We start from the raw sequence: 14,096 nt of genomic DNA on the forward strand, positions 1-14,096 counted from the left end.
ATTACTCTTGCAAACCTGAAAGACTTGATTTTAACGTTGCTATTTTAGCCTCAGCATCAGCCTCTTTCTTTCTTTCATTAGCAATGACTTGTTCTGGTGCATTATTCACAAAACGTTCATTCTGCAATTTTTTCTGCACAGATTTCAAAAAACCTTCCGTATACGTTAATTCTTCTGTAAGCTTTTTTATCTCATCTTCTACATTTACAGCTCCAGATATAGGTATAAAATACTCATTAGATTTCACTCTAAAGGAAAGCGCTCCATCCACCTTTTCCCCTACATAAACCAAAGAAGAAACATTACCTAATTTTGACACAACCGAATCAAAAGTTGTTGGAGTATTTTCGCTATTTACTATTAACAACTCAATAGTATCTTTGAACGAGATATTCTTTTCTTTACGAATCGTTCTAATTCCAGAAATAACATCACTAGCAACTTCAAATTCTTTGATCAAATTTTCATCGACAGAAGTAACCACAGGCCAACTCGACACGATCAAAGCATCCTCTGGCTTACGATCAGCAATATCTTGCCATATTTCTTCCGAGATAAAAGGAACAAAAGGATGTGAAATTTTTAAATTACCTTCCAAAATTTCGATTACTTCTTTATATGTTTTAGCATCAATCGGAGCTTGATAAGCTGGTTTAATCATTTCTAACAACCAACTACTAAAATCATCTCTAACTAACTTATAAGTAATCATTAAAGCATCGCTAATTCTATATTTCTCATAAGCATCCTCTAATTCGATTAATGCTTTCTGGAATTTAGATCTATACCATTCTATAGCTACCTTAGAAGCTTCTGGCTGTTCAATTGTAGAATCCACTTCCCAACCACCAATAAGATTATAAGAGTTGTAAATTTTATTTACAAATGACTTTCTTCCTTGATCGCATAAATCTTCATCAAACATCAAATCATTACCAGCTGGCGAACTCAATAACATTCCTACTCTTATCGCATCTGCTCCATATTTATCAATTAAATCTAATGGATCTGGAGAATTACCCAAAGATTTCGACATCTTACGTCTTTGTTTATCTCTTACAATACCCGTAAGATATACATTAGTAAAAGGTTTTTCTTTTCTATACTCATACCCCGCAATGATCATTCTTGCAACCCAAAAGAATAAAATTTCAGGAGCAGTAACCAAATCATTAGTCGGATAGTAATAATTAATCTCTTTATTATCTGGTTCTAAAATACCATTAAATACACTCATTGGCCATAACCAAGATGAAAACCAAGTATCTAAAGCATCAGGATCCTGAGTTAAATCAGCGTCAGTTAAAGAAGTATTCCCTGTTTTTTCTTTTGCCAATACAAGTGCTTCCTCCCTAGTTTCTGCAACTACGAAATCTTCTTTACCATCAGCATAAAAGTAAGCAGGTATTTGATGCCCCCACCATAATTGACGAGAGATATTCCAATCTCGTACATTCTCCATCCAATGACGGTAGGTGTTAATAAATTTCTCTGGAACTAAGTTCACATCTTTATCTATAACTGCATCCAATGCAGGTTTCGCCAAACCTTCCATTTTTAGAAACCATTGATCACTCAATTTTGGTTCAATTACAGCTTTTGTCCGCTCACTTGTACCTACTTTATTAAGGTGTGTTTCTGTTTTCTCTAGTACACCTAGAGTCTCCAGTTCTTTTAGAATTTCTTTTCTTACTACAAACCTGTCTTTACCCTCATAATGTAATCCAAAAGAGTTTAATGTAGCATCATCATTAAAAATATCTATTACTTCTAATTTATGCTTATCACCTAAAACTTTATCATTTTGATCGTGTGCAGGTGTTACTTTTAAACACCCAGTACCAAACTCCATATCTACATATTCATCCTCTATAATCGGAATAGCTCTATTGGCAATTGGTACTATAGCTTTTTTACCTTTTAGATGAGAAAAACGTTCATCATTAGGATTAATACAAATTGCAGTATCACCCATTATTGTTTCTGGACGTGTAGTAGCAATTGTTAATGTATCATTACTTCCTTCAATCTTATATTTTAAATAATAAAGATTCCCTTGCTTTTCTTCATGAATTACCTCTTCATCAGACAGAGTAGTCTTAGCTTCTGGATCCCAATTAACCATTCTATATCCTCTATAGATAAGACCTTTATTATATAAATCAACAAAAACTTTGATTACAGACGCAGACAAATTGTCATCCATGGTAAAAGCTGTGCGCTCCCAATCACAAGATGCTCCTAATTTTTTAAGTTGTTCTAAAATAATTCCACCATGCTTATGAGTCCACTCCCAAGCATGTTCCAAAAACTCTGGTCTTGTTAAGTCATTCTTATCAATCCCATCTTCCTTTAATTTTGCCACTACTTTTGCTTCCGTAGCAATAGAAGCATGATCGGTACCTGGAACCCAACAAGCGTTGTAACCCTTAAGACGAGCTCTTCTGATTAAAACATCTTGTATCGTATTGTTAAGCATATGTCCCATATGCAAAACTCCTGTAACATTTGGCGGAGGAATGACTATAGTATACGCCTCTCTTTCATCAACCTCAGAATGGAAATAATTATTTTCCATCCAATAGTTATACCACTTGTCTTCTACTGATTTTGCATCATATTTTCCTGCTAAAGCCATAGTTTGGTCCGATTTTTGGATTTTAAAGTGCAAAAGTAATTATTATATACGACAACTTGAAAGTCTTTTACAATTTTGAAGTTGAATAAAAAGTAACTACTTTTACACATTATAAAAACCTACGTTATGAAAAATGTAATGATGATTTTATTTATTGGTTTTCTAGGAATTACCCTAAACGCCCAGGATACCAAAGCGAAAATCGATTTTAAAACAGAAGTGATTGATTATGGGGAAATTTCCAAGGGTAGTGATGGTATTCGCCAATTTGAGTTCACAAATACAGGAAATGCTCCACTAATCATTTCCAGAGTATATTCTAGTTGTGGTTGTACCATACCTAAAAAACCAGAAGATCCTATTGCTCCAGGAGCAACAGGAGTCATTGAAGTAAAATATGACACAAAACGTGTTGGTCCTATCCGTAAAACAATAACAGTATACTCTAATGCAGAGGAATCTACTAAAGCGATTAAGATAAAAGGAACGGTTTTAGACGACACAAAAAGTGTTTTAGAAAAAAAGAATTAAAAAGAAATAACATATTAAGAAAAAGGGTTTTACAAATAGAATTGTAGAACCCTTTTTTATATCACTTTTTTAAGATAGAATGTAAATTTCATCTCTACTCTCAATCGTTCAACTTTTATAGTAATTTTTTTTCCTTCTTCTGAATAAAATAAATCATTCATATCAGAGAGCTTATAAAGGTGAGATTTTCGACCATTAACTTCTAAAATCCTATCCCCTTTTAACAATCCGGCCTTCGCTGCAGGTGAATCAGGCCTAACCTCTGTAATTTTATATTCCGGTTGTACTGAGTATACAAAGGAACTTACATCCGCTTTAAACACATTGATCGAAATTTTACCATCATCTTTTGTCACAAAATCTAAAGACGGACGAGAAGGACTTCTACGGATATTATAATCCTTTAAAACTCTAACTCCACTATGCTGAATAGTAAGTCCACTCATATTATAATGAAAAGGTTTATTAAAAAAACTGTTTTTCCTATAAGTTATTTTTTGATTGGGATAATCAATAATCATATTGAATCTTTTCAAAACACTACCCCCAATAGATCCTTGACGTGATTTCAAAGAGATCCCTTGTATATAAAGAGAATCTGGAAAAGAAGCTGTTACTTCTTTTATCTCGAAATCTCCAATAGTCAAACCTTCCACTTTAGTTTTCTTTCCATATATCTCTCCATTAAACCCTGTTCCCAAAAAATCATCAAAAGAATCATCAGGAGCTTTAAGATTAATTTTAGGGTTTTCAAAAAGCCATAATGCAGAACTAGACCCTGAATCTAACAAAAGATTGACGTCTAAGAATCCGGTATTTGTTTTGTACTTAGCTTTAATCAGAGGTCTTTTTCTTCCATTATTTAGATCTAAATCAGACTGATAACATCTCTTGCATTTTTTATACTTATATGATGCTGGATCATGGATTTTTATATACTCTTTTGTGTAATTAAGATTAAGTATAAACTTTCTAAAAAAATCATACCCAATAATACCATGAATAGGAAATCCCATTAGAGGAGAAAAGTTCATAGACTCATCAAAAATCATATAAACTGTATGATCATCACTGTAAGTATCTCCTATTTTTAATAAATTATTGGTGGACTTAATAGCTTCTGCTGGCGCCTCGTTTCCTAATCCTCTAAGAAAAATTTTTGAAGCATTTTTTAGTTCTAAAGATTCTCTTTTATCAATACTAAACAAAATTGTAGATCCTACTCCTGTATCTAGGATAAATGATAACTTAACCCCGTTTAGTTCAACAGGAATAATAATAAGATTATTAGCTAGCTCAAACTTTATTTTATCACTTGTTTGACCCTCTGGGAATCGAAAACCTTCTTGAGCGTTTAGCATAAAAGAAATAAGCAAGAATAGAATTAGGGCCTTCTCTTTAAGAAAATGATAAAAATCCCAGTACAAAATCTTCATTCCACTAAATATAGAAAAATACTTGAAAATTCCTGATAATAATTAACTTAAATCCTAAATAATTTAAGAAATTTACCGCTATTTTACTTTTAAAATTAAATGAAATGCCTGTAATATCAAGTAAAGGAAAAGCGATGCCCGAATCTCCAATTCGTAAGTTAGCTCCTTTTGCAGAAAAAGCGTTAAAAGAAGGAAAGCATATTTTTCATCTTAATATCGGACAACCAGACATAAAAACACCTGTGGAAGCTCTAAATGCAGTAAGAGATCATAAATTAGATGTCCTAGCATATAGTCATTCCGCTGGTTTTGAAAGTTTTAGAAAAAAACTAGCCGGTTATTACGCTAAACATGATATTACGATCTCATCTGATGACATTTTGGTTACAACTGGAGGAAGTGAAGCATTAATTTTTACGATGGGTAGTATAACAGATCCAGGTGATGAAATTATAGTTCCTGAACCGTTCTATGCCAATTATTATAGTTTTTCTACGCAATCTACAGTAAAGGTTGTACCCGTGATTTCTCAAATTGACAATGGATTTGCGCTACCACCCATAAAAGATTTCGAAAAACTAATCACTTCTAAAACGAAAGCGATTCTCATATGTAATCCAGGTAACCCGACAGGTTATCTCTACAGTAAAGAGGAAATAAAACAACTCGCTGATTTAGCAATAAAGTATGATTTGTTTTTAATTTCTGATGAAGTATATAGAGAATTTGTGTATGATGATTCAGAACATTATTCCATTTTACAGGAAAGCATTCTGGACGAACATGCCATAGTAGTTGATTCGGTTTCTAAACGTTATAGTATGTGCGGGGCTCGAATTGGTTGCATGGTAAGCAAAAACAAAAGTGTAATGGAAACCGCTATGAAATTTGCACAGGCGAGATTAAGCCCTCCTACCTTTGCTCAAATTGCAAGTGAAGCTGCACTAGAAGCACCTGAATCATATTATACTGAAACTGTAGCGAAGTATAAAATAAGAAGAGACACTCTTGTAGAAGGACTTAGGCAAATTCCTGGTATAAAAGTAGCAATACCTAATGGTGCGTTTTATTGTATCGCGGAATTGCCCATAAAAGATGCTGATCATTTTACAAAATGGCTCTTAGATGAATTTCACGTAAATAACGAAACAGTTATGCTTGCGCCAGCTGCTGGTTTTTACTCCAGCCCAAATGAAGGATTAAATCAGGTTCGTATTGCCTATGTTCTTAATAGAAGAGACTTAAAAAAAGCCATTAATATATTAAAACTAGCATTAGCAAAATATACTGATCAAGAATCTTTTAGTACAGTCAAAGAGAAAGTTACCCTATAAAATGATAAATAATCATATATTTCGCTCATAAAACCAGAAAGAAAATCCATATTCAACTAAAACTATATTTTTTTTGAAAATAGAACACAATAAATCTCTTAAGAACTATAATACATTTGGCATTGATGTCAAAGCAACAGAATTTATAACGATTAATTCTAAAAAAGAACTTGTAGAGGTCCTTTCTATTCACAAAGATAAGAACATCTTTATTCTAAGTGGAGGAAGTAACATGCTACTCACAAAAGATCTAGAATCCTTGGTGCTACATATAGCAATAAAAGGCATAACCACTTCTATTGAATCTGACAATTACGCACTAGTTTCTGCTTCTGCTGGGGAAAACTGGCATGACTTTGTTCAATTTTGTATACATAATGATTTTGGAGGTTTAGAAAATCTTTCATTGATTCCTGGATATGTAGGAAGTGCTCCTATACAAAATATTGGAGCGTATGGCGTAGAATTAAAAGATAGTTTTGTTAGCTGTGAAACTGTTAATTTAAAAACTGGAGAAAATAGACTTTTTACTAAAGAGGAGTGTAATTTTGAATATAGAAACTCTGTTTTTAAAAGTAAATTAAAAGGAAAATATATAATCACTAAAGTTACATTTAAATTATCTACAAAAGAACATATTCTAAACACTAGTTATGGAGCTATTGAAAATGCTTTAAAGGAAAAAAATATTGACACTCCGACTATTAAAGATATTTCTGAAACAGTAATAGCTATTCGAAAAAGTAAATTACCTGACCCAGCTGTTATAGGAAATAGTGGAAGTTTCTTTAAAAACCCAGTAATTTCTGTCGAAGCTTTTACCCTTTTACAAAAATCGTATGCAAATATCCCACATTACCAAATAGATACAAAAAACATAAAAGTCCCTGCAGGATGGCTTATCGAACAGTCAGGCTTTAAAGGAAAACGATGGGGAGATGCGGGCGTGCACAATAAACAAGCTTTAGTATTAGTGAATCACAGCAATGCTAGCGGTCAAGAAATCTTAGAACTTTCTTTAAAAATCAAAACAACTGTTAAGAAAAAATTTGGTATTTCTCTAGAAACAGAAGTAAATATAATTTAGGATAAAGTAATTTTAACTTCTCAACATATCTAATTTTTTAAAAATCATATTTTCAGGTGATTTTTCTTCGTATCTTTGTCAGTAAATTTCGAGAAGATAATATTATGAAATTGTTTCTACTTACGATCGCTCTTCTTTTAGCTGCTTTTGCAGGAATTGCAATTAAATTATGGGCAAAAAAAGACGGTAAATTTGCTGGAACCTGTGCAAGTCAAAGTCCATTTTTGAATAAAGAAGGTGAATCCTGTTCCATGTGTGGAAAAACTCCTGATCAATATGCTATTTGTAATGAAACAGGACATTCTAAGTAATTTTTAAAATACTTTTGTTCAAAACCTTTTCATTGGAAAAAGAACCTTTAACTCTTTCAGATCATATTAAAAAAGCCAAAGAAGGCAAACAAGCATCTTTTAATTATTTATTAGATACTTTTTGGAATGATGTTTTTAACTTCCAGCTTAAAAGAACTCAAAACGAATACGAATCAGAAGATATTACTATACAGAGTTTCTCTAAAGCATTTGATAAAATAGACACCTTTAAAGAGGAATACAATTTCAAAACTTGGATAATTCAGATTTCGAAAAATATTCATATCGATCTTTTACGAAAAAAAAATGCTTCTATACGCTCTAAAACAACTAGAGAAGTAGACGATGTGGTTTATAAAATTATTGACGACACACCTTCACCAGAAGACAAATTAATTACTGAACAAAACCTAGCTCAATTACTTAGGTATATTAAACAATTAAAACCGCACTATCAAGAAGTAATAAACCTAAGATATTTTCAGGAGTTAAGCTATAAAGAAATTTCTGAAGTACTGGATGAACCGATGAATAATGTAAAGGTTAAATTACTAAGAGCTAGAAAACTTCTTTCCGAAATAATAACAAATAAAAAAGAGAACTAATTAAGTCTACAAGACCAATCAATCCTCTTTTATTTGCTACAAATAAATCACTTGTATTATCTGAGACTAAAAGTCGCTATTCTTTTTAACACTTCGTGTAATGGGTTGATCCATTTGTCATTTATTTTTTTATCATATTTGATAAATTTTTGGACCAGTCCTTTTGGCGCAGATATTTCTTTTTCGATTCCGGTGATATTAATAAAATTTTGATTACTAATTAACCACTTTTCAACTCTTTTTCTGTTTTTCTGTAATTGTTTCTGTTGTTCTAATTCTTCTTTTGACATTTTTAATTGGTTTTTTAACTTTTTTTTAATGAATAAAAAATGGGGTTAAGCTAATTTTAACCATGATTTAAAGTATGATACTAAAAATTATGTGTTCCAAAAATAGGAAAAGAAATTTTATTAATCCTTAAAAACCTCATTAAAATTACGGTTTTACCATAATTTTAATGAGAAAAAATCCCTAAAGACTTATCTAATATCATCACAAAACACGTGTAAGAAACTGATTTACAGTCATAAAAGTTGTTTTTGTTATTTTTTTTTACAACAACTATTTAATATAAAAATTCTCTCTTTTTTTACCCAAAAATTCCCTTTTGGATAATATTTTGTAATGATCCTATCATTATCATATTATTAACACAAACAAATACATCGATTTTATATTGTGTATTATCAAATTTTAGATCATGTATATCTAATTATGGATCTTTGAAATCTCAACCGATTATTAACACAAATTCTTGTAAATCTAAGGTCTAAAATTCGGGCGCTAAATCAGAAAATCTTAAGAATATCGAAAACTATATTTTAATCTAAGCTTTCTTCGTATTTTTGCGTAAAACAATGCTGAGTATGAATAATGATGTTGCTTCAGTAGCTCCTCCCAAAGGAAAACCAAAATGGCTACGAGTAAAATTACCTACCGGAAAAAAATACACCGAACTTAGGGGTTTAGTTGACAAATACAACCTACATACTATATGTACATCTGGTAGCTGTCCAAACATGGGTGAATGTTGGAGTGAAGGGACTGCCACTTTCATGATTTTAGGTAATACTTGCACTCGTTCTTGTGGTTTTTGTGGAGTAAAAACAGGAAGACCAGATACGGTAGATTGGGAAGAACCTGAGAAAGTAGCACGTTCTATAAAATTAATGAACATAAAACACGCAGTGATTACTTCTGTGGACAGAGATGATTTAGCAGATGGAGGATCAATTGTATGGCGGGAAACAATTCAAGCTATTCGCAGGATGAACCCTGAGACTACATTAGAGACTTTAATTCCAGATTTTCAAGGGAAGACTAAAAACATAGATCGAATTGTTGCCGTAAAACCAGAAGTAGTTTCTCATAATATGGAAACGGTAAAAAGACTTACCAGAGAAGTTCGTATTCAAGCTAAATATGAACAAAGTTTGCAAGTATTGAAATACCTAAAAGATAATGGTATTGAGCGAACAAAAAGCGGAATTATGCTTGGACTTGGTGAAACAGAAGAAGAAGTTATACAGGTCTTAAAAGATCTTAGATCAGTAAATTTAGATATCGTTACCATAGGACAATATTTACAACCAAGTAAGAAACATTTACCGGTAAAACAATTCATTACTCCAGATCAATTTAAAAAATATGAAGAGATTGGATTAGAAATGGGGTTCCGACATGTAGAGAGTGGAGCATTAGTTAGATCCTCCTACAAAGCTCAAAAACACCTGACCTAATATTTTTTTGAAGAACTTATTTAATGAACACACCTATTAGAATAGCCATCAATGGTTTTGGAAGAATTGGTCGAAACCTTTTTAGATTATTGATGAATCGTTCAGATATCCAAGTTGTTGCTATAAATGATCTTGCCGATACTAAAACACTCAGTCACCTCCTTAAATATGATAGCATTCACGGAGTACTATCTCAAAATATTTCCTATACGGAAAACTACATCATAATTGAAGGTGAATCCATACCTTTATTAAACAAAAAACACCCTCTTGAATGCAACTGGAAAAAGTATGATGTTGATATTGTAGTAGAAGCAACAGGAAAATTTAAAACCAAAGAAGCTGCTCTAGATCATATTAAAGCTGGAGCAAAAAAAGTAATTCTTTCCGCTCCTCCCCTTGAAGATTCAATAAAAACAATCGTACTAGGAGTAAATGAGCATATCCTCAACGGCAAGGAAACAATTATCTCTAATGCTTCGTGTACAACAAATAATGCTGCTCCTATGATCAAAGTTATTGATGAACTTTGTGGAATTGAACAAGCATACATTACTACAATACACAGCTACACAACTGATCAAAGTTTACACGACCAACCACATCGTGATCTAAGACGAGCTAGAGCCGCTGGTCAATCAATAGTACCAACAACTACCGGAGCTGCAAAAGCATTGACCAAAATCTTCCCGGAATTAAGTAGTGTTATCGGTGGATGTGGAATTAGAGTTCCCGTTCCTGATGGATCTCTAACAGATATTACATTTAATGTAAAAAAAGAAACTTCAATTGAGGAAATAAATCAAGCTTTTAAGGAAGCTTCAGAATCTCACTTAAAAGGAATTTTATCTTATACCGAAGATCCAATCGTATCTGTTGACATAATAGGAAACCCACATTCTTGTGTTTTTGATTCTCTTATGACTTCAGTAATTGGAAAAATGGTTAAAATCATTGGCTGGTATGATAATGAAATAGGATATAGTAACAGAATAATAGATTTAATCGTCAACATTTGTAAGAAATAACTATATTAGTTGAGTTATTTCAAGGAAAATGCCAACCCGAATCAAAAAATTTATTATCATATTCATACTTGGATGTAACTTCATTGCTTATTCGCAAATTGAAGATACCAAGGATAGTATCCAGGTCAAAGATTCTATTGAAAACTATCTTATCAATGCTTCTGAAGCTATAAATACAGCTAGATTATCTACAGCTTTATATAACATTACCCAAGCAAGAGAACTAGCTCTAGCTAATCAAGACAAAACATACAGAGCAAAAACCAATCGAGTACTTGCTGAATTATACTTAGAACTAGGAGATCTTAAAAGTGCTAAAGAGCAAATAAAAAAAGCAATAGAAATCCAAAACGAACAACAAAATGAAATTGCCTTAGCAAATTCTTATAACGTTTGTGGATCAATACACACTAAGCTTAAAGAATTCACAGATGCAGAGAAACATTTACAACTTGCATCTTCGTTAATTAAAAAAAATAATTTAGAAACCCTGGAAGGCCCTGTTAAAATTAATATTGGACTTCTCGCTCTTGAGATGAATCAACCGGAAGTAGCTATTAAACATTTTAATAATGGATTGCCGAAAATTGAATCTCTAGGACAATCTTATTATAAAGCAAAGTTATATACTAATAAGGCCAAAGCTCAGATGATCTTAGGTTCACTTGATGAAGCTATAGCAACTAATGATTTAGCTATGCTAATAGGAACTGAGATGGGATATTCTGAAATACAATCAGAAAGTTTTGAGTTATATAGTAGAATTTACGAAAAGAAAGAAGACTTTAAAACCTCGCTCACTAACCTGAGATCTCATCAGCAATTTAAAGATTCTCTATTTAATATCAACAAAGAAATAATTGCTCAAGAAGCAAGAGCAAAACTAAACATAGGCGATGATAAAGTAAAAATTGAAGAACTCACCGAAGAAAACAAACAACAACAAAAATCATTAAAACTAGGGAGGCTTACGACTATCTTAAGTATCGCTTTAATAACAATATTATCTCTTCTCACCCTTTCACTTTATAAGAACAACAATCTAAGAGCAAGAGCAAATGAGCTACTACAAAATAAGAACACAGAACTTATTTTAGCAAAAGAAAATGCAGAAAGAGCTAGTGAAGCTAAGGTACAATTCTTATCTACCATAACACACGAGCTTAGAACTCCACTATATGCCGTTACAGGGTTAACACATTTATTACTAGAAGAAAGCCCTACTCCAAATCAAAAAGAACATCTTAACTCTCTTAAATTTTCGGGAGAATACCTACTTTCTTTAATAAATAATATTCTAGATTTAAATAAACTTGAAGCTAATAAAGTAGAGATCGAAAATACTTCGTTTAACTTACAGAAGAGAATTAATGATGTATTAATCGCTCTAGGGAAATCTGCAAAAGACAGAAACAACAAACTACACTATGAATTTGACAAATCAATTCCTTCTAAACTCAAAGGAGATCCTCTAAAAATATCTCAAATCCTTATTAACCTTATTGGAAACTCCATAAAATTTACTCAAAATGGAGATATTTGGATCAAAGTCAAAATGATAAATCATATAGAAAATAAAGTTTTTCTTAATTTCGAAATTAAAGACAACGGAGTTGGTATATCTGACAAAAAGCAACAAAGCATTTTTGAGAACTTCACACAAGGATCGGTACAGATAAATAGAAAATTTGGAGGTACCGGTTTAGGATTATCTATCGTAAAGAATTTACTTTCATTAATGGATAGTGAAATCAAATTGGAAAGTGAACTTGGGCAAGGCTCTAGATTTCATTTCGATCTAAAATTTGATGTATTTGAAGATGTAGTTTCTAATTACCAAGAGGAAGCTAAGAAAATCGATTATAGTGTAATGATTGATAAAAAAGTATTGGTAGTAGAGGACAATAAAATTAATCAACTTATCACAAGAAAAATATTAGAGAAAAACAAAATGGTTTGTGATGTTGCAGACAATGGAGATATAGCTATCAATAAAACAAAGAATAATGAATTTGACTTAATCCTTATGGATATTCATATGCCTGGAATAAGTGGAATTGAAGCAACAAAACAAATCAGAGAGTTTAATACGGAAATTCCTATTGTAGCATTAACAGCAGTAACATTGGATGACAATCTTGATGAGTTTTACAATAATGGTTTTAATGACATCATTCCAAAACCCTATAAAACTGAGGAGTTCTTCACAAAACTACATAAGGCACTATCTAAAAAAACAATAACTTCTTAATAGTTTGGCACATCTATTGATAAGTATATAACTCAAAGCAATGAAAAACATTTTTTATTTATTTGAGTTAGCCAAAACACACAAAATGAGGTTTTATTATAAGACCTCATTTTTTTATATACTCTAATATCTTAGCATCAAAAGTATCCTGATCACTAATAAATTTCATTTCTATTGGTTGATACCACAACGCTCCTTCTGAAAAATTAGAAGCCAATCTTACATAATCCTTTTCTGTAGTAACTATACAACTATGTTCTTTTAATCGATTAAGTTCAACATCTGTAAAATTATGATGATCCGGATAATTCAAATGGTTAAATTTTAAACCTAAAGAAGAATAATATTCTAATAGAGGTTTTGGATTAGCAATTCCTGTTACAAGTGTAAATGAAGTATCTTTTAATGAAGATATTGATCGCTTTTTAGAACCACTAATAATATCCAAACTATAATCAATGGTAGAAAATAATAAAACCTGATTGCGTTTAATATTCAATTTTTTTTCTATGCTACTTTTCAATTCACTACTTATAGTATTAGGACATTTAGTAACTATAATTATATCTGCTCTACTAGCTCCACTTCTAGGCTCTCTTAAGTTTCCTGTTGGCAAAACAATATCATTGCAATACAAATCGTAATATGGTGTAAGCAAAATATAAAAACCTGCTTTTACTTTACGGTGCTGATAAGCATCATCTAACAAAATGACTTCTGGATTTATTTCTTGATTTCTTAAATTTAGTATCCCGTTACGTCGGTCAGCATCAACAGCAACCATAACATTTTTGAATTTGGTCTTAAATTGTAACGGTTCATCCCCTATATCCTTTGCAGCAGAATTAATCTGAACTAACTGAAAGCCTTTTGTCTCTCTTTTATAACCTCTACTCAATGTTGCTAACATCACCTTATCCTTTAACAATCTAATGAGATATTCAATCATTGGAGATTTACCCGTACCACCCACACTTAAATTCCCCACTGCTATAACAGGAAAGTCATAAGAAATAGATTTCTTAATCCCGAAATCATATAATTTATTACGCAACCAGGTTATGAAATAATAAACAGGAACAACAGGTAAAAGTATTTTTCTTAATAAATTCAAACGTACAGACTTACTTTTTATA

12 protein-coding genes are annotated in these 14,096 nt (G+C 31.7%); 8 read left to right on the plus strand and 4 right to left on the minus strand.

Annotation, left to right across the window (positions count from 1 at the left end; genetic code table 11):
* Nucleotide 1: 1 nt before the first annotated feature.
* Complete coding sequence (locus BMY33_RS17790) at nt 2-2,638, minus strand: valine--tRNA ligase (RefSeq protein WP_091411064.1); 2,637 nt, start codon at nt 2,636-2,638, stop codon at nt 2-4.
* 126 nt (nt 2,639-2,764) lie between these two features.
* On the opposite strand from BMY33_RS17790, the gene BMY33_RS17795 reads away from it, so the two are divergent.
* Complete coding sequence (locus BMY33_RS17795) at nt 2,765-3,169, plus strand: DUF1573 domain-containing protein (protein WP_091411066.1); 405 nt, start codon at nt 2,765-2,767, stop codon at nt 3,167-3,169.
* 56 nt (nt 3,170-3,225) lie between these two features.
* On the opposite strand, the gene BMY33_RS17800 is transcribed toward BMY33_RS17795, so the two are convergent.
* The gene (locus BMY33_RS17800; protein WP_091411068.1) at nt 3,226-4,605 is read right to left on the minus strand and encodes an aspartyl protease family protein; all 1,380 of its coding nucleotides are present in this window, start codon (nt 4,603-4,605) and stop codon (nt 3,226-3,228) included.
* A 104-nt stretch (nt 4,606-4,709) separates the two neighbouring features.
* Between BMY33_RS17800 and BMY33_RS17805 the strand changes: the two genes are divergently transcribed.
* The 4 genes from BMY33_RS17805 (at nt 4,710) to BMY33_RS17820 (ending at nt 7,942) form a co-directional block, all read left to right on the plus strand.
* Nucleotides 4,710-5,939: a pyridoxal phosphate-dependent aminotransferase gene (locus BMY33_RS17805; protein WP_091411071.1), complete on the plus strand. Its 1,230-nt coding sequence runs from the start codon at nt 4,710-4,712 to the stop codon at nt 5,937-5,939.
* A gap of 73 nt (nt 5,940-6,012) precedes the next feature.
* Nucleotides 6,013-7,026 (plus strand): UDP-N-acetylmuramate dehydrogenase, encoded by a 1,014-nt coding sequence (gene murB / locus BMY33_RS17810; protein ID WP_091411073.1) that lies wholly within the window; start codon nt 6,013-6,015, stop codon nt 7,024-7,026.
* A gap of 104 nt (nt 7,027-7,130) precedes the next feature.
* On the plus strand, nt 7,131-7,337 hold the full coding sequence (locus BMY33_RS17815) for a membrane or secreted protein (RefSeq protein WP_091411589.1): 207 nt from the start codon (nt 7,131-7,133) through the stop codon (nt 7,335-7,337).
* A 32-nt stretch (nt 7,338-7,369) separates the two neighbouring features.
* Nucleotides 7,370-7,942 carry an RNA polymerase sigma factor gene (locus BMY33_RS17820; protein ID WP_170837118.1) on the plus strand — a complete coding sequence of 191 codons (573 nt, stop codon included), beginning with the start codon at nt 7,370-7,372 and terminating at the stop codon, nt 7,940-7,942.
* Between the two features lie 56 nt (nt 7,943-7,998).
* On the opposite strand, the gene BMY33_RS17825 is transcribed toward BMY33_RS17820, so the two are convergent.
* Nucleotides 7,999-8,232 carry a hypothetical protein gene (locus BMY33_RS17825; RefSeq protein ID WP_091411077.1) on the minus strand — a complete coding sequence of 78 codons (234 nt, stop codon included), beginning with the start codon at nt 8,230-8,232 and terminating at the stop codon, nt 7,999-8,001.
* Nucleotides 8,233-8,808: 576 nt separating this feature from the next.
* On the opposite strand from BMY33_RS17825, the gene lipA reads away from it, so the two are divergent.
* The 3 genes from lipA to BMY33_RS17840 are packed head-to-tail and all read left to right on the plus strand — an operon-like array spanning nt 8,809 to nt 12,960.
* Entirely contained in the window at nt 8,809-9,681 is an 873-nt protein-coding gene (gene lipA / locus BMY33_RS17830) for a lipoyl synthase (protein WP_091411079.1), read from the plus strand.
* Nucleotides 9,682-9,704: 23 nt separating this feature from the next.
* The gene (gap, locus tag BMY33_RS17835) at nt 9,705-10,709 is read left to right on the plus strand and encodes a type I glyceraldehyde-3-phosphate dehydrogenase (RefSeq protein WP_091411081.1); all 1,005 of its coding nucleotides are present in this window, start codon (nt 9,705-9,707) and stop codon (nt 10,707-10,709) included.
* A 28-nt stretch (nt 10,710-10,737) separates the two neighbouring features.
* Complete coding sequence (locus BMY33_RS17840) at nt 10,738-12,960, plus strand: tetratricopeptide repeat-containing hybrid sensor histidine kinase/response regulator (protein WP_091411082.1); 2,223 nt, start codon at nt 10,738-10,740, stop codon at nt 12,958-12,960.
* Between the two features lie 106 nt (nt 12,961-13,066).
* Here the strand turns inward: BMY33_RS17840 and lpxK are convergent, their stop codons facing one another.
* Nucleotides 13,067-14,074 (minus strand): tetraacyldisaccharide 4'-kinase, encoded by a 1,008-nt coding sequence (lpxK, locus tag BMY33_RS17845; RefSeq protein ID WP_091411084.1) that lies wholly within the window; start codon nt 14,072-14,074, stop codon nt 13,067-13,069.
* Nucleotides 14,075-14,096: the final 22 nt, after the last annotated feature.

It is taken from the genome of Aquimarina amphilecti (assembly GCF_900109375.1).
GTDB lineage: Bacteria > Bacteroidota > Bacteroidia > Flavobacteriales > Flavobacteriaceae > Aquimarina > Aquimarina amphilecti.

Excerpts from the sequence above, each read along its gene's own strand:
- BMY33_RS17790 (WP_091411064.1), bottom strand. The coding sequence starts at position 2,638 with ATGGCTTTAGCAGGAAAATATGATGCAAAATCAGTAGAAGACAAGTGG.
- BMY33_RS17795 (WP_091411066.1), top strand. The coding sequence starts at position 2,765 with ATGAAAAATGTAATGATGATTTTATTTATTGGTTTTCTAGGAATTACC.
- BMY33_RS17800 (WP_091411068.1), bottom strand. The coding sequence starts at position 4,605 with ATGAAGATTTTGTACTGGGATTTTTATCATTTTCTTAAAGAGAAGGCC.
- BMY33_RS17805 (WP_091411071.1), top strand. The coding sequence starts at position 4,710 with ATGCCTGTAATATCAAGTAAAGGAAAAGCGATGCCCGAATCTCCAATT.
- BMY33_RS17815 (WP_091411589.1), top strand. The coding sequence starts at position 7,131 with ATGAAATTGTTTCTACTTACGATCGCTCTTCTTTTAGCTGCTTTTGCA.
- BMY33_RS17825 (WP_091411077.1), bottom strand. The coding sequence starts at position 8,232 with ATGTCAAAAGAAGAATTAGAACAACAGAAACAATTACAGAAAAACAGA.
- lipA (WP_091411079.1), top strand. The coding sequence starts at position 8,809 with ATGAATAATGATGTTGCTTCAGTAGCTCCTCCCAAAGGAAAACCAAAA.
- gap (WP_091411081.1), top strand. The coding sequence starts at position 9,705 with ATGAACACACCTATTAGAATAGCCATCAATGGTTTTGGAAGAATTGGT.
- BMY33_RS17840 (WP_091411082.1), top strand. The coding sequence starts at position 10,738 with ATGCCAACCCGAATCAAAAAATTTATTATCATATTCATACTTGGATGT.